This is a genomic window from Kitasatospora sp. NPDC093806 (assembly GCF_040683335.1).
In the GTDB taxonomy this organism is placed as follows: Bacteria; Actinomycetota; Actinomycetes; order Streptomycetales; family Streptomycetaceae; genus Kitasatospora.
Map to the genome: position 1 here is coordinate 1 of NZ_JBFBDO010000025.1, position 24,657 is coordinate 24,657.

The window sequence follows — 24,657 nt, forward strand, 5'->3', positions numbered from 1 at the left end:
ACGCGCAGCGCGCCGCCGCCGCGCGGCTTGCCCGGCTCGGTGTCGAACTCGCCGGGCGGCGGCGGCTGTTCGCCGGGCCGCCGCCGCGCGGGCTCTACGTCTGGGGGCCGGTCGGGCGCGGCAAGAGCTGGCTGACCGACGTGTTCTACGAGGCACTCCCGCTCCCCCGCAAGCACCGTGTGCACTTCCACGAGTTCTTCCGGGAGTTCCACACGGTCTACGCGCGCCACCGCCGGGAGCGCAACGCCTGCGACCTGGCCGTCGCGGAACTGCTCGGCGACTGCAAGCTGCTGTTCTTCGACGAGTTCCACGTGCACGATCCGGGCGACGCCATGATGATGGGCCGGGTCCTCACCTCGCTGTTCGAGCGGCGGACCACCCTGGTGGCCACCTCGAACTACCCGCCCGCCGGCCTGCTGCCGAACCCCGTCCACCACCACATGTTCGAGCCGACCATCAAGCTGCTCGAAGCCTCGCTGGACGTCGTCGAGGTCGCCGGCCCCCGCGACTACCGGACCGACCGGACCGACCGCGCCGACGGGGCCGCCCGGTCACGCTTCGGGACCGGCCGCTACCTTTCCCCCGCCAACCCCGAGCGCCTCCGCGCCGCCGGCCTCGAACCGCCCACCCTGGAGGAGCACCAGAAGCTCGACGTCGGCGGCCGCGCCCTCACCGCGCGCGCCGTGCGCGGCAGCCTGGTCTGGTTCGACTTCCACGAGCTGTGCGCCGAACGCACCTCCACCATCGACTTCCTGACCCTCGCCGACCGCTACGACACCTGGGTCCTCGACGGCCTCCCGCGACTCTCCTCGGCCGACCGCGACGCCGCCCAGCGCTTCGCCAACCTCGTCGACGTCCTGCACGACCGCGACGCCCGGCTCCATCTCCTCGCCGAGGCACCCCTCACCGAGGCCCTCCACGGCGACGGCCTGCCCCCGGACATCGACCGCACCCTCAGCCGCCTGCGGCTCCTCGCCGCCGGCTGAGGCCGACTTCCCACTCCGGCGGCGACCGAGCCGCGCGGCGGGCGGTGCGGACGCGGGGCTGCCTGGCGCTGCCCGTGGCAGCGCCAGGAGCGTCCTCAGGTCGTCACCGGGGCCGGCTCTAGCCGTTGAGGATCGTCACGCTGTACACGGTGACGAAGGGGAGGTTGCGCTGGTAGTCCCCGGTGCTGCTCGGCCCGATCTCGAAAGGACCGGAGCTGGTCTCGAAGCGCCCGTGGTTCCAGTCGGCCGTGATCCGGTAGACGTCACGCTGGTTGACGGCATGCCAGCCGGGGGTGCCCGCGTAGCAGTAGTTGCCGTGCGAGGTCCAGACTTCCAGGCCGTGGCTCATGGGAAAGCTGTTGTTCTGGGTGGGACACGTGACCTGGTCGTTGGCGCTGGCCGGCGTGGCGACCACCACGCCGCCGGCCAGGATGCCGCCGGCGAGGACTGCGGCCGAGAGTTTCCTGCGAATTGTCACGATCGTCTCCTGTGACGTGCGGTGGCCCCGATCCCCTGCCGGTGATCGCGGTGGTCCGAGTCGTGCCGTGCCGCCCTGGCCCGCCCTCCACCCCCGGTTCCCGGGCAGGTCCGGTGCCAGTTCGAGGCATTCTCCTGCTCTGAGCATGTCAAGGCTAGTCCTCGGCCCGAGGCCCTGTCAGGCAATCGTCGATTCCACCCCCGCGCCACGACCGGTTCCGCCGGAAACCGACTGGGGTGGGGGGAACCCCTGGACAGCGGGATGCCCGGGCTCCGTGGGGAGCCCGGGCATCGAGAGGGGGTCGGGTCAGCCGACGGAGGAGTAGGCGATGATGCCGCGGCGGAGGCCGTCGACCGCCTTGCGGGCGGTCTTGCGGAGCTCGGCGTTCTCGCCGGCGGCGTCCTGGATCTGACCGAGGACGTCGATCAGCTGCTTGGTCCAGCGGACGAAGTCGCCGGCCGGCATGTCGGCGTCGCGCAGCACCTGGTCCAGGGAGTGGCCGAGCGCCCAGCGGTAGGCGGCCCAGGCGAAGCCCAGGTCCGGTTCGCGCTGGCCGACGCCCTCCGCGGTGTTGATCCGGTGCTGCTCCTCCAGGGCGTCGAGGTGGCCCCAGATCCGGACCATCTGGCCGAGCGCCTCCTTGGACGCGCCCTCCGGCACCCGGGGGGCGGTGGCGTCGTCGGACTGCCGGGCCTCGTAGACCAGCGCCGAGGCGCAGGCGGCGAGCTCGGCGGCGGCGAGGCCGTCCCAGACGCCCTCGCGGATGCACTCGGAGGCGAGCAGGTCGAGCTCGCCGTAGAGCCGGCCGAGCCGCTTGCCGTCCGCGGTGACGGTGTCGCCGCTGAGGTAGCCGAGGTCGGCGAGCAGCGCGCAGACCCGGTCGAAGGTGCGGGCGATGGTGTGGGTGCGGGAGCGCATCTTGCGTTCCAGCAGCTCGGTGTCACGGTGCAGCCGGTGGTAGCGCTCGGACCAGCGGGCGTGGTCCTCGCGCTCGTCGCAGCCGTGGCACGGGTGCTGGCGCAGGGCGGTGCGCAGCCGGGTGATCTCCGGGTCGTCGGCGGCGGCCGCGCGGCCGCGCCGGAACCGCTCGGGCTCCAGGTGGCCGGCCTTGGTGCGCAGCGCGGAGGCGAGGTCGCGCCGGGACTGCGGGCTGCGCGGGTTGAAGGACTTGGGGATCCGGACCCGTTCGACGGCGGCGACCGGGTACGGGAAGTCGATCATCGCGAGGCGCTTGACCTGCCGCTCGGCGGTGAGCACGACCGGGCGCGGCCCGTCCTGGTAGTCCGGGTGGCGCGGGCCGCCGCGCGGCGAGCGGCTGACCGGCGGCAGACCGGGGTCGAGGACGAGGGCGAGGCCGGCGAACTTGCCGGTGGGCACGTGGATGACGTCGCCGGGCTTGAGCTGCTCGATGGACTCGACGGCGGCGGCCCGGCGCTGGCTGCTGCCCTCGCGGGCGAGGTCGTTCTCGCGGTCCTTGAGCTGCCGGCGCAGCCCCATGTACTCCTCGAAGTCGCCGAGGTGGCAGGTCATGGAGGCGCGGTAGCCCTCCAGGCCCTCCTCGTTGCGCTGGACCTGGCGGGCGATGCCGACCACCGAGCGGTCGGCCTGGAACTGCGCGAAGGAGGTCTCCAGCAGCTCCCGGGAGCGGTGCCGGCCGAACTGCGCGACCAGGTTGACGGCCATGTTGTAGGACGGCCGGAACGAGGACTTCAGCGGGTAGGTGCGGGTGCCGGCGAGACCGGCCAGCGCCTCCGGGTCGAGCCCGCGCTGCCACAGCACGACGGCGTGGCCCTCGACGTCGATGCCGCGCCGCCCGGCCCGGCCGGTGAGCTGGGTGTACTCACCGGGGGTGATGTCGGCGTGGGTCTCGCCGTTCCACTTGACGAGCTTCTCCATGACCACCGAGCGGGCGGGCATGTTGATGCCGAGCGCCAGGGTCTCGGTCGCGAAGACGGCCTTGACCAGCCCCTTCACGAAGAGCTCCTCGACCACCTCCTTGAACCGGGGCAGCATGCCGGCGTGGTGGGCGGCGATGCCGCGCTCCAGCCCGTCCAGCCACTCGAAGTAGCCGAGGACGTGCAGGTCCTCGTCGGGGATGTCGGCGCAGCGCTCCTCGACGATGGCGCGGACCCGGGCGCGGTCGCCCTCCTTGTTGAGCCGCAGGCCGGAGGAGAGGCACTGCTGGACGGCGGCCTCGCAGCCGGCCCGGCTGAAGATGAAGGTGATCGCGGGCAGCAGGCCCTCGGCGTCGAGCCGGTCGATGACGTCGACCCGGCCCGGGGTCCAGACCCGGCCGGGGCGGCCGTTGGGCATGGAGCGGCCGCGGCCGCGGCCGAACTTGTCCCGCGGGTTGCGGTCGAGCTCGGCACGGGCGAGCCGGACGAGCTCCGGGTTGACGGCCTTGGCCGGGTTGCGCGGGGCGTCCTTGGGGCGGCCGTCGCGGTCCGGGTTGGCGAACAGGTCGTACATCCGGTTGCCGGCCATCACGTGCTGCCAGAGCGGGACGGGCCGGGTCTCGGAGACGATGACCTTGGTGCCGCCGCGCACGGTGTCCAGCCAGTCGCCGAACTCCTCCGCGTTGGAGACGGTCGCGGAGAGGGAGACCAGGGTGACCGACTCGGGGAGGTGGATGATGACCTCCTCCCAGACGGCGCCGCGGAAGCGGTCGGCGAGGTAGTGCACCTCGTCCATGACCACGTAGCCGAGGCCGTCGAGGGTGCTGGAGCCCGCGTAGAGCATGTTGCGGAGCACCTCGGTGGTCATCACCACCACCGGGGCGTCGCCGTTGACCGAGTTGTCGCCGGTGAGCAGGCCGACCTTGTCGGCGCCGTAGCGCTTGACGAGGTCCCCGAACTTCTGGTTGGAGAGGGCCTTGATCGGGGTGGTGTAGAAGCACTTCCGCCCGCCCTGGAGGGCGAGGTGGACGGCGAACTCGCCGACGATGGTCTTGCCGGAGCCGGTGGGCGCCGCGACCAGCACGCCCTCGCCCGCCTCCAGGGCCCGGCAGGCCTCCAGCTGGAAGTCGTCGAGCGGGAAGTCGTACAGCTGCTGGAAGCCGTACAGGGCGGTGGCCTGTTCCTTGGCCCGCTGTCGGAAGGCCGCGTAGGCCTCGGCGGGGTTGAGCTCCCGGTCGTCGGAGGGCTCGGGCTCAGGGGTGTTCATCGCCGTCCGGGGGTCGTTGGTGTGATCTCGCATCTCAGCGAGAGGTTACCCGGCAGGGCTGACATCGATAGCACCGTTTTTCCCGGCCGGTGGATCGGATCTCTTTCACATCCATAGTTGCAAATGTCTTCAAACGATCAGAAGGTCGCCGGACATCGACCAGCTTCGAACGTCTACGGTCATCCGTGGTGACACGCCGTCCCGTCTCCCTACATTCGGTGCCACCGGCACATTCGATGACACGGCCCGGTCACAGCCACCGGGCCGCGGGAGGAGCAGACGATGGCGAACCTGGAGTCCTCGCTCAAGGACGCGATGGCGATCGGCGGGGCGATCGGCGTGGCCCTGGTCGACTACGGCAGCGGCATGGCGCTCGGCACCCTCGGCGACGGCGGCGGGCTGGACCTCAACGTCGCCGCCGCCGGGAACACCGACGTGGTCCGGGCCAAGATGCGCGCGATGGAGCTGCTCAACCTGCACGACAACGAGATCGAGGACATCCTGGTCAGCCTGACCAGCCAGTACCACCTGGTCCGGCCGCTGACCACGAAGAACGCCCGCGGGCTGTTCCTCTTCCTGGCGCTCGACCGCACCCGCGCCAACCTCGCGATGGCCCGCCACCAGCTCAAGCAGATCGAGCTCCAGCTGGAGGTCTGACCGACGACACCACACCGAACCACACCGACGCCACGGAAGGGAGCGTTGTGGCGGTCGCGCTGTACCAGGCCAAGGCCGAGTTCTTCCGGATGCTCGGCCACCCCGTCCGGATCCGGGTGCTGGAGCTGCTGCAGGCCGGACCGACGCCGGTCCGCGATCTGCTGGCGGAGCTGGAGGTCGAACCGTCCAGCCTCTCGCAGCAGCTCGCGGTGCTGCGCCGGTCCGGCATCGTCACCGCCACCCGGGAGGGCACCACGGTGGTGTACGCGCTGGCCGGCGGGGACGTCGCCGAGCTGCTGCGGACGGCCCGCCGGATCCTCACCGGGCTGATCTCGGACCAGTCCGTACTGCTCGCGGAGCTCCGCGCCGGCGCGGACCGGGCGGAGCGGGAAGACCGGCCGGGCTGAGCGGACCCGAGCGGGCCGAGCGGGCCGAGCGGGCCGAGCGGGCCGCCCGGCCGCACGCGAGCGGCGGGCCGGTTCAGGCGAGCAGCTCGGCCAGCCCGGCCGCGAGCACCTCGTACTCCTCCGCCCGGTTGTACAGCTGCGCGCAGACCCGCAGCACCCCGCCGCCCGGCCACGGCCGGGCCACCGTCCGCACCGCGTGCCGCCGCCACATCGCGGCCATCAGCGCCTGGGCCTCCGGCAGCGTCTCGGCGACCCCGGCCGGCAGCCGCAGGGCGCGCATCGCCAGCCCGGCCGAGGCCGGCAGCGGGGCCAGGCCGACGCGGTCGGCGACCAGCCCGGCCCCGTAGCCGGCCAGCCGCCGGTTGTGCTCGCGGACCCGGTCCGCGCCGAGCTCGTCCAGCAGCTCGAAGCCGGCCGGGGCGGCCAGCCAGGGCGTGTAGTCGAGGGTGCCGCGCCACTCGACGTTGGCCGGGTAGCCGCGGTGGTCCTCCCAGGAGAGGATCAGCGGGCGGATCTTGCCGGTCCACTCGGGTCGGACCACCAGGACGCCGGTGGCGCGCGGGGCGAAGGCCCACTTGTGCAGGTTGCCGAACCAGAAGTCGGCCTCCGGCGCGACCGGCGCGGCCAGCATGCCGGGCTCGTGCGCGGCGTCCACCACGGTGGTCACGCCGCGCTCGCGCAGGGCGGCGAGCAGGCCGGGGGTGGCGATCCGGCGCGCGGTCGGCGAGCTGATGCCGTCCAGCACGGCGAGCACCGTGCGGTCGGTGACCGCGGCGAGCACGGCCTCCCGGACGGCGTCCCCGTCCGGGAGGTCCAGCGGCAGCTCGACGGTGTGCAGCTCGGCGCCGGTCTCCTCGGCGCGCCGGCGGACGGCCTCGGTGATGGTGCCGTAGCCGTGGTCGGTGACCAGGATCCGGTCCCCGGCGGCGAGCGGCACGTTGGCCAGGGTGACGGCGATCGCGTCGGTCACGTTGGGCACCAGGGCGAGCAGCTCCGGCTCGGTGCCCAGGAAGCCGGCGATCCGGGCCCGGGCGGCGGCGACCCGCTCCGGCAGGTCGAAGAAGAAGCCGTCCGGGTCGGCCTCCTGCTCCTCGTACAGCCGCCGCTGGAGCCGCCGGACCGGGACGGGCACGGCGCCGAAGGAGCCGTGGTTGAGGTGGACCACCGCCGGGTCCAGCGAGAACAGCCGCTCGGCCCCGGCCAGCGGTTCGGGGGCTTCGACGGCCCGCGGGGTCTGGGTCACTGCGTCTCCTCCTGTGGCGGCCCCAGGCATGTTACCTGGATCACGTGATGTGTGACATTTCACATGTCGTCCTACTGGTCCACGAGCCGGTCCCGCGGCGACCATCGGGCGGTGACCATCACCGACCCCTACCTCTCCCTCAGCGCCCGGACCGGCCGCTTCGCCTTCGGTGCCCCGCGAGCGATCTCGCTCCACCAGGACGGTACCCGTCTGCTGCTGCTCCGCTCCAGCGGTCCCGAGGACCAGTTCGACCGGCTCCACCTCCTCGACCTCACCACCGGCGAGGAGCGCGAGCTCGCCGACCCCACCGCCCTCGCCCCCGGCCGCACCGGCGCCACCGCCGACCTGCCCGCCGTCGAACGCCGGCTGCGCGAGCGGACCCGGCTCACCGCCGCCGGCATCGGCACCTACGCCGCCACCGCCGACCTCGCCGTCGCCGTCTTCACCCTGGACGGGCGGCTCTTCCGCACCGACACCGGCACCGGCACGACCGTCGAACTCCCCACCGCCGGTCCCGCGTTCGACCCGCGCCCGGACGCGTCCGGCGAGCGGACCGCGTACGTCGCCGACGACGCGCTGTACGTCACCGCCGCCCCGGTCGGACCGGCCGCCCCGCACCGGCTCAGCCCCGCCGACGGCGCCCGCTGGGGCGTCGCCGAGTTCGCCGCCGCCGAGGAGCTGGGCCGCGCCCGCGGCCACTGGTGGCGCCCGGACGGCGGCGCCGTGCTCGCCACCCGGGTCGACGAATCCGCCCTGCCGCCGCGGTACTTCGCCGACCCGGCGCACCCCGAGCAGGCGCCCGAGCAGTTCGCCTACCCGCAGGCCGGCGGCCCCAACGCCGACGTCCAACTCTGGGTGCTCGGCCTGGACGGCGCCCGCACCCGGCTGGCGTGGGACGCCGACACCTTCCCCTACCTGTGCGCCGCCCAGTGGGCCGACGACGACGAGCTGCTGCTCACCGTCGCCGACCGGCTCCAGCAGCACGTGCTGCTGCTGAGCGCCGACCCGGCCACCGGCGCCACCACCGAACTCTCCCGCACCACCGACGAGTTCTGGGTCGACGACCTGCCCGGCACGCCCGCCCGGCTGGCCGACGGCCGGCTGCTCACCGTCCACGACACGCCCGAGGCCCGCGGCCTGGCCCTCGACGGCAAGCCGCTGGACACCACCGGCCTGCAGATCCGCCGCGTGGTCGGCCGGCTGCGCGGCCGGCTGCTCTGCGAGACCGGCGAGGGCGACCCGTTCGACCAGCACGTCCACCTGGTCGACCCGGACGGCGGCGCGCCCGAGCGGCTCTCCGAGGGCCCCGGCGTGCACAGCGCGCTGGCCGCCGGCGAGACCCTGCTGCTGATCTCGGCCGGCCCGGACGGCGTCCTGCGCCGCGCGCTCACCCCGGCCGGCACCGAGCACGTCCTGGAGGACCGCTCCGCCGCGCTGCCCTACCGGGTCGAGCCGATCCTGGCCCGGGTGACCCAGCGCGCACTGCCCAGCGCCGTGGTCTACCCGACCGGCCACGTCCCCGGCCGGAAGCTGCCGGTCCTGCTCGACGTCTACGGCGGGCCGGGCTTCCAGGCGGTGGCCAACGAGCCGCGCCGCTGGCAGCTCAAGCAGTGGTGGGCCGACCAGGGCTTCGCGGTGGTCACCGTCGACAACGGCGGCACCCCGTTCGTCTCCCCCGCCTTCGTCCGCACCATCTTCCGCCGGTTCTCCCAGGTCGCGCTGGACGACCAGGTCGCCGCGCTGCAGGCGCTCGCCGCCGACCACCCGGACCTCGACCTCGAACGGGTCGGCGTGCGCGGCTGGTCGTACGGCGGCTACCTCGCGGCCCTGGCCGTGCTGCGCCGCCCGGACGTCTTCCACGCCGCCTGCGCGGGCGCCCCGCCCACCGACTTCCGGCTGTACGACACCGCGTACACCGAGCGCTACCTGGACCTGCCGCAGCGGAACCCGGAGGGCTACGCGGCCGACTGCCTGGTGGACGACGCGCCGTCGCTCAGCCGTCCGCTGCTGCTGCTCCACGGCCTGGCCGACGACAACGTGCACCCCGCGCACACCCTGCTGCTCTCCCAGGCCCTCACCCGGGCCGGCCGGCCGCACAGCCTGATCGCCCCGCCCGGCATCACCCACATGACCCCGGGCGGCGTCAACGAGCAGCTGGCGCTGGCCGAACTCGCCTTCCTGCGGGACGCGTTGAAGCTCTGACAGCGAAGCCCTGATCCGGTTCCGGGCCGCCCGTCCTCCGACGGGCGGCCCGTCCCTTTACCCGCGAAGGGCCCGCCCTATCCGCGAAGGCCCTGTCCACCATCTTCCATGTGACCCATGACATGTGAAATATTACCTGCGCTCACCCGACCACCCACCGTCCGGAAAGGACCGGTCAGTTGCGCAGACTGTCCGCGGCGTTCGCGGCCGTGCTCACCACGAGCGCGATAGCGGCCACCCTCGTCGGCTCCCCCGCCCAGGCCGCTCCCCCCACCCCCGCCCTCACCATCACCGCCGAGACCGGCGACAGCGCCGAGACCGGCGGCGTCGAGGCCCCGCCCGGCCCGCTCGCCCCGCAGGAGCGCGAGCGCCAGTCGCTGCGCGCCAAGGCGCTGGAGCAGGTCAACAAGGGCGCCGTGGCCAAGACCACCGACCGCCGCGCCCCCGCCAAGGTGCGGATCGGCAACGACTACGTCCAGCTCGCGCAGCAGCGCAAGGACAAGGTCTTCGTGATCCTCGCCCAGTTCGGCGACCAGGTCGACAACAGCACGCTGTACAACGGCCAGCCCCGCTACGGCGGCACCCCCGGGCCGCTGCACAACAGCATCCCGAAGCCCGGTTCGAGCGACAACCACACGCTCTGGAACCAGGACTTCAGCCGCGACTACTACCAGAAGATGTTCTTCGACGACACGCCCGGCGCGGTCTCGATGCGCAACTACTACCGCACCCAGTCCTCCGGCCGGTACGACCTGGACGGCACCGTCAGCGACTGGGTCACCCTGCCCTACAACGAGGCCCGCTACGGCTCCAACAAGGGCCCCCAGGGCTCCGGCGCCTGGACGCAGGGGCAGGAGTTCATCCGGGACGCGGTGAAGGCCTGGTACGACGGCCAGCTCGCCAAGGGCCGGACGGCCGCCGACGTCAAGGCCGAGCTGGCCCAGTACGACGTCTACGACCGCTACGACCACGACAAGGACGGCGAGTTCAACCAGCCCGACGGCTACCTCGACAACGTCGTCGTCGTGCACGCCGGCGTCGACGAGACCTGGGGCGGCGGCTCCCAGGGCGCCGACGCGCTGTGGGCGCACCGCAGCTGGACCTTCCCCGACGCCACCGGCCAGACCGGCCCGGCGGGCAACCGGATCGGCGGCGCCCCGGTCGGCGACACCGGCCTGTACGTCTACGACTACGTCCAGGCGGGCGAGAACAGCGGAGTCGGCCTGTTCTCCCACGAGTTCGGCCACAACCTCGGCCTGCCCGACCTGTACAGCACCACCGGCGGCGACAACAGCGTCAACTTCTGGTCGCTGATGTCCTCCGGCTCGTACCTGGGCAAGGGCAGGAACACCACCGGCGGGTACCCGGGCGACCTCGACGCCTGGAGCAAGCTGCAGTTCGGCTGGCTCAACTACGACGAGGCGCAGGCCGCCACCCGCTCCAGCCACGCGCTCGGCGTCAGCGGCTACAACACCGACCAGGCCCAGGCCGTCCTGGTGCACCTGCCGGACGGCACCACCAGCACCGACCTCGCCGACCCGCGCGAGGGCGGCAAGCACTGGTGGAGCGACACCGGCGACAACCTGGACAACGCGCTCGCCCGCGACGTCGACCTGCGCACCGCCACCGGCCCGGCCGCCCTGGACGCGGCGGTCTGGTACGACGTCGAGCAGGACTACGACTTCCTGACCGTCGAGGCCTCCACCGACGGCGGCAAGAGCTGGACCGCCCTGCCCGGCACCGTCGACGGCGCCCCGCTCGGCACCACCAGCGCCAACACCCCCGGCCTCAGCGGCACTTCGGGCGCGTACCGGCAGCTGCACATCCCGCTGGACGGCTACGCCGGCCGGAACGTCCGACTGCGCTTCCACGTCACCTCGGACGGCAACACCCACGGCAAGGGCGTCCTGGTCGACGCCGTGAAGATCACCGCCGGCGGGACCGAGCTGTTCGCCGACGGCGCCGAGAACGGTGCCAACGGCTGGACCGCCACCGGCTTCACCGTCGTCACCGGCCGCACCGCGGTCAAGCAGCACCCGCGCGCCTACCTGGTGGAGAACCGCCGCTACACCGGCTACGGCGCCTTCCTGAAGACCGGCCCGTACAACTTCGGGTACACCGGCGTCGACGGCAAGAAGGACATCGTCGACAACTACCCGTACCAGGAGGGCGTGCTGGTCTGGCTCTGGGACACCGGCTACGGCGACAACAACACCAAGGACCACCCGGGCGGCGGCCTGATCCTGCCGATCGACGCCCACCCGACGCCGATCAAGTTCGCCGACGGCACCCTGGTCAACGGCCGGGCGCAGACCTTCGACGCGACCTTCTCGCTCAAGCCGACCACCGGGTTCACCCTGCACAAGGCGGGCGTCCCGGTCCGGATCGGCTCCGAGCCGGCCGTCCCGGCCTTCAACGACCGCACCGGCGTCTACAGCGACCCGGCCACCCCGAACCTCGGGGTCAAGGTCCCGGACACCAACACCAAGATCGAGGTCGTCCGCGAGTCCCAGGGCGGCCGGATCACCACCGTCCGGGTCGGCCCCGCGTCCTGAACGCACTGAGCTGACCCGCCGCACACCCCCGGTGTCCTGAGCACCGGGCCTCCCGTGGAAGACAGGTACCACGGACAGGACGGCGGCCCCGGTCCTCCGAAGGGGGAGGACCGGGGCCGCCGTGCGTCCGCGCTCAGCGCCCGCGCCGCAGGCTCAGCGCCGCGGTGACCACCCCGAACACGGTCAGCGAGCCCAGCCCGAACACCAGGTACCGGGCCGCGTCCAGCCGCGCCTCCCCGCCCGCGCTCACCAGCGTCCCGGCCAGCGCCGAACTCAGCGAGAAGGCGATCAGCTGGGTGGTGTTGAGGCCCGCCGCCGCCTTGGCGCCCTCCGCCTCGTCGTCGGTGCTGCGCATCGCCGCGACGCTCAGGTGCGGGAAGGCCACGCCGATGCCCGTCCCGCCGGCCACCAGCACCGCCGCCCAGAGCAGCACCCGGCCGCCCGAGGCCGCCCCGGTCTGCAGCAGCCCGTAGGCCAGCAGGCCGGCCGTCAGCACCGCCGGACCGATCCGGACCGCCAGCTCCCGGGCCCGGACCGAGCGCACGTTGACGCTGAACAGCTGCGCCGCCGTCCAGCCCACCGACACCGTCGCCCCGAGGAACCCGGCCGCCAACGGGCTCAGCCCGCCCAGCTCCTGGCCGAACAGCGGGATGAAGGTCTCCGTCATCACGCCCGCGCAGTACACCGCGACGGTCAGGTAGACCCACTTGAGGTGGTTGCCGCGCCGGTAGGTCAGCCGCGGCAGGACGGTCGCCCGGCCGCCGCGCTCGACCAGCACGAAGCCCGCCAGCAGCGCCAGCCCCGCCCCGAGGCACAGGGCCGTCGGCCAGCCGCGCGGCACCGTCGAACTGGTGCTGAACACCGCCACCGCCAGGGTCAGCAGCACCAGCGAGGGCAGCGGCAGCGGCTCCGCGAGCCCGGCGCCACCGGCGACCGGGCCGGGCAGCGAACGCCGGGCCAATACCGCCAGCACCAGCGCCGCCCCGAGCAGCACCAGGTAGGCCCCGCGCCACAGGCCCAGTTCGGCGAAGAGCCCGCCGAGCGACGGCCCGACCAGGGTGCCCACGCCCCACATCGCCGACACCAGACCGGCCGCCCGGGTCCACAGCCGCTCCGGCAGCGCGGACCGGATCACCGCGTAGCCCAGGCCCGCCAGCAGCCCGCCGCCGAGGCCCTGGACGACCCGCCCGACGATCAGCGTCGCCATCGACGGGCTGGCCGCGGTCAGCGCCGCCCCGGCGCCGAACACCAGGAACCCGGCCAGGTAGGCGCGCGCGGCCCCGAGCCGGGCGAGCAGCCGGCTGACCAGCATCGCGGCGATCACGGCCGCCGTCAGGAAGCCGGTGGCCACCCAGGCGTAGAACCGCGCGCCGCCGATGTCCGCGACGATCGAGGGCAGCAGGGCGGCGGTGAAGTAGAGGTTCATCGCGTACAGCGCGACGCCGCCGGCGAGGATCGAGGCCTGTGCGGCGTACTGCCGGGTGAACAGTTCGCCCCAGCCGCCGGACGGCTCCGGCGGCGCCGCGCAGGCCGGCTGCGGAGCGTGACGTCCCTGGTCGGCGGGGCTGCTGACGGTCTGCGCGGGCGTGTCGTGGGTCACACTTCGGTACGCTAGTAGTTCAAGTGAACTTGAGGTCAAGGACGCGGATGCGATGGGAACCGACGTGACGGGATCCGTACCGCGCCGGGCTGCCGACCTGCTGACCATCGGCGAGGTCACCCGCCGGACCGGCCTGGCCGCCTCCGCGGTGCGGTTCTACGAGGAACAGGGCCTGATCGCCGCCGAGCGGACGGCCGGCAACCAGCGCCGCTACCACCGGCACGTACTGCGCCGGCTCTCGCTGATCCTGGTCGCCAAACGGCTCGGCGTCCCGCTGGCCGAGGTGGCCGAGGTGTTCACCGGGCTGCCCGCCGACCGGATGCCGGACAAGCGCGACTGGGAGCGGATCTCCCGCCGCTGGGCCGCGCTGCTCGCCGCGCGGCGCCGCGAGATCGAGCGGCTGGAGGAGGAGCTCACCGGCTGCATCGGCTGCGGCTGCCTCTCGCTGCGCCGCTGCCGGGTGCTCAACCCGCAGGACGCGCTGGCCGCCGACGGCCCCGGCCCGCGCCGGCTGCCGCCCGCCCGCCCGTACGACGACGACGCCGGAAACGCCGCAGCCGACGCCCCGAAGGACGCCGGCTGAGCGGCTGAACGGTGGAGTCCACCAGTCCGATGGAGTCCCGTCCGGGCCCGCCGGGACCCGACAGCCCGGGCGGACCCGACGGGCCCGACGCACCCGGCAGGGGGCCGCCGGGGTTGGACCCGGCCGGGCGTGGCCCTCATCAGGTTCCCCGCCACGCCCGACCGGGGGCTCGGTGGCACGAGGAGCACGCTCCTCGCACCGGTTGGTGCCGTACCGTCCGCCGTGGGGGTGGCCGGACGGTACGGCGGTCTGCGGTGGGCCCGCGGTGTACTGACCGCGGCCGGGGGCGCGCCCGACAGCAGCGCCCACGGCCGCGGAACCCACGGCCCACAGAGGGCGCGCCCTCAGCCCTCCGGGAAGTGGCAGGCCGCCTCGCGCCCGCCGGTGCCGACGATCTGCAGCAGCGGCCGCTCGGTGCGGCACACCTCCTGCGCCTTCGGGCAGCGCGGGTGGAAGCTGCACCCGGACGGCGGGTTCGCCGGGCTCGGCGGGTCGCCGATCAGCACGATCCGCTCCCGCTCGCGCTCGGCGGCCGGGTCCGGCAGCGGCACCGCGGAGAGCAGCGCCTTGGTGTACGGGTGCGCCGGGTTGCCGTAGACCTGGTGTTTGTCGCCGATCTCGACGATCCGCCCGAGGTACATCACCGCGACCCGGTCGCAGACCCGCTTGACCACCGAGAGGTCGTGCGCGATGAAGATGTACGCCAGCCCCAGCTCGTCCTGGAGCCGCTCCATCAGGTTGACCACCTGGGCCTGGATGGAGACGTCCAGCGCGGAGACCGGCTCGTCGGCGACCACCAGCCGGGGCGAGGTGGCCAGCGACCGGGCGATGCCGATGCGCTGGGCCTGGCCGCCGGAGAACTCGTGCGGGTAGCGGTCGAGGTGCTCGGGGATGAGCCCGACCAGCTCCATCAGCTCGCCGGCCCGCTTGCGCGCCTCGGCCGCGCTCGACCCCTGGATCAGCAGCGGCTCGGAGATGATCCGGGCCACCGTCTGCCGGGGGTTGAGCGAGGAGTACGGGTCCTGGAACACCATCTGCAGGTGCTTGCGGTGCGGGCGCAGCTGGGCCTGGCTCAGGCCGCCGATCTCGGTGCCGTCGAAGGCGACGGAGCCGGAGGTCGGGTCGATCAGCCGGACGACCATGCGCCCGGTGGTCGACTTGCCGCAGCCGGACTCGCCGACCAGGCCGAGCGTCTCACCGGCGCCGACGTCGAAGCTGACCCCGTCCACCGCCCGGATCGGCGCGCCGGGGCGGCCGGTCCGGCCGCGCCGACCGGGGAAGGTCTTGACGAGGTCCCGTACGGACAACAGGGGCTCGGTCATCCGAGGGCTCCTTCCGGCACCAGCGGCAGGTGGCAGGCGGCCTGGTGGCCGGGGGCGAGCAGCCCGAACCCGGGCCGCTCGGACAGGCACCGGCCGTGCTCTTCGGCGGTGGCGGCGGCGGTGCGGGCGCAGCGCGGGGCGAAGGAGCAGCCGGGGGCGGGGGCGATCAGCGACGGCGGGCTGCCGGGGATGGCCCGCAGCGGGGCGTCGTCGGTGTCGTCCAGGCGGGGCAGCGAGTCGAGCAGGCCGCGCGTGTACGGGTGCGCGGGGGCGCCGAACAGCCGTTCCACGGGGGCCTGTTCGGCGGCTCGCCCGCCGTACATGACGAGCACTTCGTGGGCGACCCGGGCGACCACGCCGAGGTCGTGGGTGATCATCACGACGCCGAGGCCGCGCTCCTGCTGGATCCGGGCGATCAGGTCGAGGATCTGGGCCTGGACGGTGACGTCGAGCGCGGTGGTCGGCTCGTCGGCGATCAGCAGGTCGGGCTCGCAGGCCAGCCCCATCGCGATCATGACGCGCTGGCGCATGCCGCCGGAGAACTGGTGCGGGTACTCGTCGACCCGGCGGGCCGGTTCGGGGATGCCCACCTCGGCGAGCATCTCGATCGCGCGCTGCCGGCCGGCCTTGCGGGAGGCCTTGAAGTGCACCCGGTAGTGCTCGGCGATCTGCTCCCCGACCGGGTAGAAGGGGTGCAGGCTGGACAGCGGGTCCTGGAAGATCATCGCGATCCGCCGGCCCCGGACGGCGCCGAGCTCCTTCTCGCCGAGCCCGTTGAGCTCCTTGCCGTTCAGCCGGATCGAGCCGGTGACGGCGGCCCCGCGGTGCAGGCCCATGACGGCGAGCGAGGTGACGGACTTGCCACTGCCGGACTCGCCGACCAGGCCGAGGGTCTTCCCGGCCTCGACGGTGAAGGTGATGCCGTCGACGGCCCGGACGGTGCCGCGCGGGGTGTCGAAGGAGACCTTGAGGTCCTCGACCTCCAACAACGGAGCCATCAGTACCTCACTCTCGGGTCGACGTACGCGTAGAGCAGGTCGACCAGCAGGTTCGCGACCACGATGAAGAACGCCGCCAGCAGGGTGACGCCGAGGATGACGGGCTGGTCGGAGCGGAGCAGCCCGTCGTAGAAGAGTCGTCCGATACCGGGCAGTCCGAAGATCGACTCGGTGATGACGGCACCGGCCAGCAGGCCGCCGAGGTCCATGCCGAAGATGGTGAGGATCGGCGTCATGCCGGAGCGCAGACCGTGCTTGACGGTGACCGTGCGGGCCGGCAGGCCCTTGGCGCGGGCGGTGCGGATGTACGGCTCGGCCATCGTCTCGATCATCGAGGTGCGGCTCTGCCGGGCGTACATGGCCGCGTACAGCAGGGCCAGCGCGATCCAGGGCAGCAGCAGGTTGCTCGCCCACTCCACCGGGTTCTCGGTCAACTTGTGGTACGCGGGGTAGGGCAGCAGGCCGACCGACCGGACGACTCCCCAGATCAGCATGATCGAGGTGAAGTAGACCGGCAGCGAGGCGGTGCCGACCGAGATGATCATCAGGGTCTTGTCGGTCGCGCTGCCCTTGCGCAGCGCCGAGAGGATACCGGCGCCGAGGCCGAGGACCAGCCACAGGACGGCCGCGCCGAGGGCGAGCGAGACGGAGACCGGCAGGCGGTCGACCAGCAGGTCCCAGACCGGCAGCGAGTACTCGTAGGAGTAGCCGAGGCAGGGGAAGCCGCAGTGGGTGGCGCTCGGGCCGCTGCCGTAGTCGCGGCCCGCGACGATGCCGGTGAGGTAGGTGCCGAACTGTTCCCAGACCGGCGCGTCCAGGCCCATCGCGGCCTTGACCTCAGCCAGCCGCTCGGGGCTGCAGGTCTTGCCGCAGGCGGCCGCGGCCGGGTCGTTGGGCAGCAGGTAGAAGATGGTGAAGGTGATGGCGCAGATGGCCAGCAGGATGCCGGCCACGCCGAGCAGCCGGCGGCCGAGGTAGAGGATCACGCCCGTCCTCCCTTCGGGTCGAGGATGTCGCGCAGCGCGTCACCGAGCAGGGTGAAGGCGAGCACGGCGACGAAGAGGAAGACCGTCGGGATCAGGAAGTACGTCGGGTCGGTCTCGTAGAAGACGATCGACTCGGCGATCATCTGCCCCCAGGAGGGGGTCGGCGGCCGGACGCCCACGCCGAGGTAGGAGAGCGCGGCCTCGGTGGCAATCATGCCGGGGATCAGCAGCGTGGTGTAGGCGATGATCGGGCCGGAGACGTTGGGCAGGATCTCCCGGGTGAGGATGCGCCAGGAGCGGGCCCCGCCCACCTTGGCGGCCTCGACGTACTCGCGGTGCTTGAGCGAGAGGGTCTGGCCGCGGACCACCCGGGCGATGCCGGGCCAGCCGAACAGGCCGATCACCATCGTCATCAGCAGGATCCGGTTGACGTCCTTGGCCACCGACATCATCGCGATCATGAAGATCAGCGAGGGGAAGGACATCGTGAGGTCCATCAGCCGGGACAGCACGCTGTCGACGCGGCCGCCGAAGTAGCCGGCGGCGATGCCGGCCAGGGTGCCGGCGATCACGACGACGGCGGTGGCGATGAACGCGATCAGCAGGGAGACCTGGCCGCCGTGCAGGACCCGGGCGAACAGGTCGCGGCCGGTGATCGGCTCGACGCCGAACCAGTGCCGGGCGCCCATGCCGCCGAAGTCGCCCCTGGGCATGCCGCCCAGGTAGGCGTCGATGGAGCGCTTGTCGAACTCCTCCGCGGTCCAGCCGCCGAGCGCGCTCAGCGGTCCGGCCAGCACGGCCAGCAGGACGAGGACGGCGACCATGATCAGCCCGAACCGGGCCGAGCCCTTGGCCCACAGCTGGTCCCAGACCAGCCGCCAGGGCCCGCGCCCGGAGGGCTTCGCGGGGCCCGCCGCCGCGACGGGCGCGGCGGCGGGCTCAGTGGTGGTACTCATGCGCGGACGGCCCCTCAGCCCTGGCTCTTGGCGGGGTCCTTGAGGCCGACCGTGGCCATGTCGATCATGCCGGCGTACCCCGGGGCGCCGAACGCGCCGGCCACGTTGGTGCCGACCAGCAGCGCGCGGCGCTGCCACATCAGCGGGACGGCCGGGGCCTTCTTCAGCAGCTCCTCGTCCAGCTTCTTCCAGGCCTCGTTGGCCTCCTTGACGTCCGACAGGCCCGCGATGCGGTCCATCTCGTCCATGGTGGCCTGGTCGCGGAACTGGCTGTAGTTGCCCTGGTTGCCCTTCTCCTTGATGGTGCGACCGTCGAAGAGGAAGGGCAGGAAGGTCGCGCCGGACGGGTAGTCCGGGCACCAGCCGTTGATGGTCAGCTCGGGCGCGTTCTTGGTGTCGCCGAGGGTGTCGGTGAACGCCGAGGGGTCGACGGTGTTCACGGTGACCTGGACGCCGGCCTTGGCCAGCGACTGCTGGATCGCCTCACCGCGGGTCTTGTCGCCGAGCGAGACGGTGAGCGAGACCTTGAGGTCGCTCTTGCCGGCCGCCTTGAGCAGCTCCTTGGCCTTCGCCGGGTCGCCGGCGGCCGGGATCTTCAGCGGGTCGGCCTTGACGCCGCCGGTGAGCGACGGCGGCAGGAACGAGGTGGCGACGTCGGCGATCGCGGGGCCGCCGAACGCGGTGACCTGGGCCTCGCGGTCGACCGCCCACATCATCGCCTCGCGGACCTTCGGGTCGTCGAACGGCGCCTTGGCGGTGTTCAGGTAGAGGCTGTCGGTGCAGCCGGTGCGCTCGGCCACCAGGCGGGCCTTGACGTCGGGCTTGGGCAGCACCTTGGACACCGACTCGGGGCGCATCCAGGGCATCTCGATGGCGTTGGCGTCGGCGCCGTCGCTGGCGATGATGCGGTCGTCGACCTGGCCGCCCTTGAGGCCCTGGGTCACCACGATCTTGTCCGGATAGGCCTTGCGGACGGTGTCGGTGGCGGCGTCCCAGTTGCTGTTGCGGACCAGCACCAGCTGCTTGCCGCGGTCGTAGCTCTCGATCTTGTACGGGCCGGAGGAGAACGGCCGCATGTCGTACTGGGTGCCCTTCTCCTGGGCCGGCGGCACCGGCGCGAAGGTGGGCAGGGTCGCGGTGTAGGAGAACTCGGCGACCGGGCGCTTGAGGCGGAAGACGATGGTCTTGTCGTCCGGCGTCTCGATGCTCGCCAGGTGCTCGCCGGTCAGCGGGCCCTTGTAGTTCTCGCCGCCGGCCAGGTACTGGACCGCGTAGTCGGGGCCGCCGGTGAGGTCGGGGGAGAACGAGCGCTCGACGTTGTACTTGATGTCGGAGGACTTGATCGCGCTGCCGTCCTCGTACTTGAGGCCGTCGCGCAGGGTGAAGGTCCAGGTCTTGCCACCGTCGGAGGGGCGGCCGACGTCGGTGGCGAGGTCGGGGACGATCTCGTTGCCCGCGTCGCCGGGCGCGGCCTTGAAGGTGGTCAGGGTGCGGTAGATCAGCCGGGTGCCGAAGTCCATCTGCGGCAGGGTCCAGTTGCGGGCCGGGTCGAGGTGGGCGAAGTCCTGGTTGGTCAGCACCGTGAGGGTGCCGCCCTTGGCCGGCGAACCGCCCACGATCTCGCCGGTGTCGGCGCCCGGCCCCTTGGTCGAGGCGGCGCTGGTCCCGCCGCCGTTGTCGTCCTTGTCCTTGTTGCCGCAGGCCCCGAGGCCGAGGGAGAGTGCCGCCGCGATGGCCGCCGCGATGGCGGTCTGGGTACGCCTGTTCATATCTGACTCCGCAGTGGGGGGCCCGCCGTTAAGGCCCGTCGTCCGCCCCGGGGGTGGATCCGGGATGGCACCGGGAGGGCGACCTCAGGGGGTCTAGCCGCTCCGCGGTGTGACCCGTAACATAGTAATGTGAAATTGCACTGCACAAGAGGTGACACCACCCGTTACCGAGCTGTGTCCGTGCCGCCCCCCGTCCCCCTGCCGCGCAGCCCCGCTTAGGAGTACCCCGGTGACCCTCCGTCAGACCGGCCTCAACACCGGAAGCCACGACCTCCCCGTCTCCCCCGCCCTCAACGCGTTCATGGGCACCTCCTGGGCCCCCACCCCGCTCCCCGCCGACGCCCGGGTCCCCGGCCACGCCGTGCTGCCCCGCCGCCACGCCCGGCTCTCCGCCGCCTTCCCCGGCGAGCGCCTGATCGTCCCGGCCGGCCGCCTCAAGGTCCGCAGCAACGACGTCGACTACCGCTTCCGGCCGCACAGCGCCTACGCCTGGCTCACCGGCTGCACCGGCGACGACCAGGTCGGCCACGTCCTGGTCCTGGAGCCGACCGGCCCCGACGGCCACGAGCCGGTCCTCTACTTCCGCCCCCGCTCCCCGCGCGGCGGCGACCCGGTGCGCGGCGCCGAGTTCTACCGCGACCGCCGCTACGGCGAGTTCTGGGTCGGCCGCCGCCCCGACCTCGCCGAGGCCGAGCAGCTCACCGGCATCCGGGTCGAGCACCTCGACGAGCTGGAGAAGCTGCTCACCGGCCCGCAGCCCACCACCCGCGTCCTCACCGACGTCGACGCCGAGGTCGACGCGGCCACCGGCCGCCCCGGCTCCCCCGAACTCGCCCTCGCCGACGGCGAACTGGCCGCCGTCCTGTCCGAGCTGCGGCTGGTCAAGGACGCCTGGGAGGTCGAGCAGCTCCAGCTCTCGGTCGACCACACCGTGCTCGGCTTCGAGGACGTCGTCCGCGCCCTCCCCGCCGCCCTGCGCCACCACCGCGGCGAGCGCTGGATCGAGGGCGTCTTCAACCTGCGCGCCCGCGCCGAGGGCAACGGCATCGGCTACGAGACCATCGCCGCCGCCGGCGCGCACGCCTGCGTCCTGCACTGGATCCGCAACGACGGCGCGCTCGACCCCAACGCGCTGCTGCTGTTCGACGCCGGTGTGGAGACCGACACCCTCTACACCGCCGACATCACCCGCACCCTCCCGCTGAGCGGCACCTTCACCCCGGTCCAGCGCCAGGCCTACGACCTGGTGCTCGCCGCCCAGCAGGCCGGCATCGACGCCCTGCGCCCCGGCGCCCGCTTCCGCGACTTCCACGAGGCCGCCGCCCGGGTCATCGCCGAGGGCCTCGCCGACTGGGGCGTGCTGCGGGTCTCCGCCGAGGAGGCGCTCGCCGAGGACAGCGGCGTCTACCGCCGCTACACCCTCTGCGGCACCGGCCACATGCTCGGCCTCGACGTCCACGACTGCGCCAAGGCCCGCGCCGAGACCTACCTGGACGGCGTCCTGGAGGAGGGCCACGTCCTCACCGTCGAGCCCGGCCTCTACCTCCAGCCCGACGACGAGACCCTGCCGCTCGAACTGCGCGGCCTCGGCATCCGCATCGAGGACGACCTCGTCATCACCTCCGACGGCGCCCGCCTGATGTCCGGCGCCCTCCCCCGCACCGCCCCCGCCATCGAGTCCTGGATGGCCGAGCTGCTCGGCTGAGCCGACCGAGCCGCCCCGCCCCGCCGCCCCCGGTCAGGAGACGGCGGGGCGGGCCTCGGCCCAGAGGGACCGGATCAGGTCGGCGGCCGGACCGGAGCGGACCGAGCGGTGCCCGGTGCCCGCCCACAGGTGCATCGCCCCGGTATCGCCGCGCCGGGTCGCCGCCGCGCGCAGCGGCTGGGTCAGGTGGTGCACCTCCGGGTAGGCCGGCGGGGCGTAGGGCTCGTAGCGGTCGATGAAGTCATTGCGCAGCCCGCGCGCCGGACGGCCGGTGAACGCCCGGGTCACCGTCGTCCCCCCGAACTCGGTCAGCGCCGCCCGGTGCGCCGCCGACGCCCCGGACTCGTCCGCCCGCAGCAGCGCCGTCCCCAGCTGGACGGCCACCGCCCCGGCCCGCAGCGCCGCCGCGATCCCCGGGCCGTCCGCCAGCCCGCCGGCCGCGATCAGCGGCAGCCCGGTCACCGCCCGGACGGCGGCCAGCAGGTCGAGCAGCGGGACGGTCCCCGGGCGGTCCGCCACGCCGTGGGTGGCCCGGTGCCCGCCGGCCTCCGGACCCTGGACGCACAGCGCGTCCATCCCGGCCGCCTCGGCCCGGCGCGCCTCCGCCGGCGTGGTCACGGTGCCGATCTGGAAGGTCCCGGCCGCCCGCAGCGCCCGCGCCTCGGCCGCCGCCGGCAGGCCGAAGGTGTAGGAGACCACCGGCACCGGGACGGGCTCGGCGAGCAGGGCGGCGATCTTGGCGTCCCAGTCGTCCCGGTCCGGCGCGATCTCCTCGGGCAGGGTGACGCCGTGCCGTTCGGCCTCCGGCCGCAGCCGCTCCCGGTAGGCGGCGACGGCCGCCGGATCGCCGGGCGCGGCGGGCACGAAGAGGTTCAGGCCGAACGGGCGGTCGGTCAGCTCCCGGAGGCGGCGGACCTGTTCGACGGTCGCGGCGGCGCTCCGGTACCCGGCGGCGAGGAAGCCCAGCCCGCCCGCCCCGTTCACGGCGGCGACCAGCTCCGGGGTGGACGCCCCGCCGGCCATCGGCGCCGCGATCACGGGCACGGCGAGTTCGTCGAGTCGGACGGCCATCGGGGGATCCTCCACTCACACGGCGGACGCGGGTTCGAGCGGGCCCACCCTACTAAGCCCCCCGCCGGCTCAGCCGCCGCGCCGGATCAGCCCCCGCGCCCGCGCCTCCCGCACCGCCGCCGTCCGCGACTCCACGCCCAACTTGGTGTAGATGTGCACCAGATGGGACTTCACCGTGGCCTGGCTCAGGTGCAGCCGCTGGCTGACCTGCTGGTTGGTGAGCCCGTCCGCGACCAGCCCCAGCACCTCGGTCTCCCGGACGCTCAGCGCGGCCGCGGGCGTGCGCATCCGCTCCAGCAGCCGGTCCGCCACCGTGGGCGCCAGCGCCGTCCGCCCGGCCGCCGCCGAGCGCACCGCCCGGGCCAGCTCCTCCGGCGGCGCGTCCTTCAGCAGGTACCCGGTGGCACCGGCCTCCAGGGCCGGCAGGGTGTCCGCGTCGGTGTCGTAGGTGGTGACGACCAGGACCCGCGGCGCCCCCGCCCCGCGGGCGGTGATCGCCGCGGTGGCCTGCGCGCCGTTCATCGCCGAGCCCGGCCCGAACTGCAGGTCCATCAGCACCACGTCGACCGGGACCTCCGCGGCCAGCTCGACGGCGCGTTCGGCGGTGGCGGCCTCCGCGACGATCGCGAAGTCCGGCTCGCACTCCAGGACGGCCCGCAGCCCGGCCCGGACCACCGGGTGGTCGTCGGCGAGCAGCAGGCGGATCACACCGTCGGTCACGAGGCCTCCTCGTCGTCGGGCAATGGCAGCAGCACGGCGAGCGCCGTCCCCTCGCCGGGGGCGGACTCCACCGCGAAGGTGCCGCCGAGCGCCCGGGCCCGGGCCCGCATCGACGGCAACCCGAACCCGCCGTCCCCCTCGTCCGTCCCCCCGCGCGCGCCCGCGGCCGCCGGGTCGAACCCCGCCCCATCGTCCACCACGTCCAGCGCCACCTCCCCCGCCATGAAGCTGAGCGTCACCTCGGCGCGGGTCGCCCCGGCGTGCCGGACGGTGTTGCCGAGCGCCGACTGGGCGATCCGCAGCAGCGCCACCTCGTGCGGCACCGGCAGCCGGACCCGCTCGCCGGAGACGTGCAGCCGCACCGGCAGACCGCTGCGCGCGGTGGTGGTGGCGCAGAGCCGTTCCAGCGCGACCGGCAGGGTGTCGCTCTCCAGGTCGGGCGGGGTGAGCGCGCGGACGAAGCGGCGGGCCTCGGCGAGGTTGTCCTGGGCCGCCTGCCGGGCCTGCTCGACGTACTCGGCGGCGGCCTCGGTGCGGTCCGGCAGGGCGCGCTGGGCGGCCCGCAGCAGCAGCTGGATGCTGGAGAGGCTCTGCGCCAGGGTGTCGTGGATCTCCCGGGCGAGGCGCTCGCGCTCGGCGAGGACGCCGGCCGCGTGGTGGGCGGCGGCCAGGTCGGCGCGGGCGGCGGTGAGTTCGTCGATCAGCCGGCGGCGCTCCTCGCTCTCCCGGTAGAGCGCCTGGTAGCCGAGCACGGTGGCGGTGGCGACGGCGGCGCCGAGCAGCGGCCCGATCGCCGGGGCGACGCTGACGGTGTGCTGGTGCGCGGAGTAGGCGACGATGGCGGCGCCCGCGGTGAGCGCCACCGCCACCAAACCGGCGCGCCGGCCGAGCAGGTGCAGTTCGAGGAAGTACAGCGGGAAGGCCAGCCAGACGCCGTCCTGGGTGACGACCAGCACCCCGACCCAGGTGACGCCGAGCAGTGCCAGCCAGAGCCCGGCGGCCCGCCGGGAGCGGCCGACGGCGGCGATCAGCGGCCCGGCCGCGTAGACGGCGGCCATCGCGGTGGCGGCGGCGGTGACGGCCGCCGGGTCGCCGCCCCGGCCGGCCAGGGCCCGGACCACGGCGAGGGCGAGCAGGCCCGCCACGAGCAGGTGCAGGCAGACCTGGAGGACGCGGGCGACGGGGGTGGTGCGGGATCGTTCGGTCGCCATCCGTCCAGCCTAGGGTCCGTGCCGCGGACCGGCATCAATCAAAAGG

Annotated in this window: 19 protein-coding genes; 7 read left to right on the forward strand and 12 right to left on the reverse strand. The window is 73.6% G+C overall.

Annotated features, from left to right (window positions below):
• Positions 1-986, forward strand: a 986-nt coding sequence (gene zapE / locus AB0N76_RS15255) for a cell division protein ZapE (protein WP_363557125.1), incomplete at its 5' end; no start/stop codon positions are given.
• Positions 987-1,104: 118 nt separating this feature from the next.
• On the opposite strand, the gene AB0N76_RS15260 is transcribed toward zapE, so the two are convergent.
• Complete coding sequence (locus tag AB0N76_RS15260; protein ID WP_363557127.1) at positions 1,105-1,464, reverse strand: hypothetical protein; 360 nt, start codon at positions 1,462-1,464, stop codon at positions 1,105-1,107.
• Positions 1,465-1,770: 306 nt separating this feature from the next.
• Entirely contained in the window at positions 1,771-4,626 is a 2,856-nt protein-coding gene (locus AB0N76_RS15265) for a DEAD/DEAH box helicase (RefSeq protein WP_363557277.1), read from the reverse strand.
• Positions 4,627-4,908: 282 nt separating this feature from the next.
• Between AB0N76_RS15265 and AB0N76_RS15270 the strand changes: the two genes are divergently transcribed.
• Both AB0N76_RS15270 and AB0N76_RS15275 read left to right on the forward strand, forming a co-directional pair.
• Positions 4,909-5,283, forward strand: coding sequence for a hypothetical protein (locus AB0N76_RS15270; protein WP_363557129.1), 375 nt, complete (start codon positions 4,909-4,911; stop codon positions 5,281-5,283).
• A gap of 47 nt (positions 5,284-5,330) precedes the next feature.
• Positions 5,331-5,690, forward strand: coding sequence for a metalloregulator ArsR/SmtB family transcription factor (locus AB0N76_RS15275; protein WP_363557131.1), 360 nt, complete (start codon positions 5,331-5,333; stop codon positions 5,688-5,690).
• A 73-nt stretch (positions 5,691-5,763) separates the two neighbouring features.
• Here AB0N76_RS15275 and AB0N76_RS15280 read toward each other — a convergent pair whose 3' ends face one another.
• Positions 5,764-6,933 (reverse strand): aminotransferase class V-fold PLP-dependent enzyme, encoded by a 1,170-nt coding sequence (locus tag AB0N76_RS15280; RefSeq protein ID WP_363557133.1) that lies wholly within the window; start codon positions 6,931-6,933, stop codon positions 5,764-5,766.
• A 111-nt stretch (positions 6,934-7,044) separates the two neighbouring features.
• Here AB0N76_RS15280 and AB0N76_RS15285 point away from each other — a divergent pair, with 111 nt between their 5' ends.
• A complete protein-coding gene (locus AB0N76_RS15285) occupies positions 7,045-9,135 on the forward strand; it encodes a prolyl oligopeptidase family serine peptidase (protein ID WP_363557135.1) in 2,091 nt (696 codons plus the stop codon).
• A 179-nt stretch (positions 9,136-9,314) separates the two neighbouring features.
• A complete protein-coding gene (locus AB0N76_RS15290; protein ID WP_363557137.1) occupies positions 9,315-11,690 on the forward strand; it encodes an immune inhibitor A domain-containing protein in 2,376 nt (791 codons plus the stop codon).
• Between the two features lie 133 nt (positions 11,691-11,823).
• Here the strand turns inward: AB0N76_RS15290 and AB0N76_RS15295 are convergent, their stop codons facing one another.
• Positions 11,824-13,290, reverse strand: a complete 1,467-nt coding sequence (locus tag AB0N76_RS15295) for an MFS transporter (RefSeq protein ID WP_363557139.1) — start codon at positions 13,288-13,290, stop codon at positions 11,824-11,826.
• Positions 13,291-13,342: 52 nt separating this feature from the next.
• On the opposite strand from AB0N76_RS15295, the gene soxR reads away from it, so the two are divergent.
• Positions 13,343-13,873, forward strand: a complete 531-nt coding sequence (gene soxR, locus AB0N76_RS15300; RefSeq protein WP_363557141.1) for a redox-sensitive transcriptional activator SoxR — start codon at positions 13,343-13,345, stop codon at positions 13,871-13,873.
• Between the two features lie 344 nt (positions 13,874-14,217).
• On the opposite strand, the gene AB0N76_RS15305 is transcribed toward soxR, so the two are convergent.
• The 5 genes from AB0N76_RS15305 to AB0N76_RS15325 are packed head-to-tail and all read right to left on the reverse strand — an operon-like array spanning position 14,218 to position 19,904.
• The gene (locus AB0N76_RS15305; protein ID WP_363557143.1) at positions 14,218-15,195 is read right to left on the reverse strand and encodes an oligopeptide/dipeptide ABC transporter ATP-binding protein; all 978 of its coding nucleotides are present in this window, start codon (positions 15,193-15,195) and stop codon (positions 14,218-14,220) included.
• Positions 15,192-16,193, reverse strand: a complete 1,002-nt coding sequence (locus AB0N76_RS15310; RefSeq protein WP_363557145.1) for an ABC transporter ATP-binding protein — start codon at positions 16,191-16,193, stop codon at positions 15,192-15,194. Before AB0N76_RS15310 ends, AB0N76_RS15305 begins: the two co-directional genes overlap by 4 nt.
• Complete coding sequence (locus tag AB0N76_RS15315; protein ID WP_363557147.1) at positions 16,193-17,179, reverse strand: ABC transporter permease; 987 nt, start codon at positions 17,177-17,179, stop codon at positions 16,193-16,195. The genes AB0N76_RS15310 and AB0N76_RS15315 overlap by 1 nt, the downstream gene beginning before the upstream one ends.
• Positions 17,176-18,135 (reverse strand): ABC transporter permease, encoded by a 960-nt coding sequence (locus AB0N76_RS15320; RefSeq protein ID WP_363557149.1) that lies wholly within the window; start codon positions 18,133-18,135, stop codon positions 17,176-17,178. The genes AB0N76_RS15315 and AB0N76_RS15320 overlap by 4 nt, the downstream gene beginning before the upstream one ends.
• 14 nt (positions 18,136-18,149) lie before the next feature.
• On the reverse strand, positions 18,150-19,904 hold the full coding sequence (locus AB0N76_RS15325) for an ABC transporter substrate-binding protein (protein ID WP_363557151.1): 1,755 nt from the start codon (positions 19,902-19,904) through the stop codon (positions 18,150-18,152).
• Positions 19,905-20,133: 229 nt separating this feature from the next.
• Between AB0N76_RS15325 and AB0N76_RS15330 the strand changes: the two genes are divergently transcribed.
• Positions 20,134-21,609 carry an aminopeptidase P family protein gene (locus tag AB0N76_RS15330; RefSeq protein ID WP_363557153.1) on the forward strand — a complete coding sequence of 492 codons (1,476 nt, stop codon included), beginning with the start codon at positions 20,134-20,136 and terminating at the stop codon, positions 21,607-21,609.
• Positions 21,610-21,642: 33 nt separating this feature from the next.
• On the opposite strand, the gene AB0N76_RS15335 is transcribed toward AB0N76_RS15330, so the two are convergent.
• The 3 genes from AB0N76_RS15335 to AB0N76_RS15345 all read right to left on the reverse strand — a co-directional run bounded on the left by AB0N76_RS15335 (position 21,643) and on the right by AB0N76_RS15345 (position 24,611).
• Complete coding sequence (locus tag AB0N76_RS15335; RefSeq protein ID WP_363557155.1) at positions 21,643-22,680, reverse strand: nitronate monooxygenase; 1,038 nt, start codon at positions 22,678-22,680, stop codon at positions 21,643-21,645.
• Between the two features lie 69 nt (positions 22,681-22,749).
• Entirely contained in the window at positions 22,750-23,400 is a 651-nt protein-coding gene (locus tag AB0N76_RS15340; protein WP_363557157.1) for a response regulator transcription factor, read from the reverse strand.
• Positions 23,397-24,611: a sensor histidine kinase gene (locus AB0N76_RS15345; RefSeq protein ID WP_363557159.1), complete on the reverse strand. Its 1,215-nt coding sequence runs from the start codon at positions 24,609-24,611 to the stop codon at positions 23,397-23,399. The genes AB0N76_RS15340 and AB0N76_RS15345 overlap by 4 nt, the downstream gene beginning before the upstream one ends.
• Positions 24,612-24,657 lie beyond the last annotated feature (46 nt).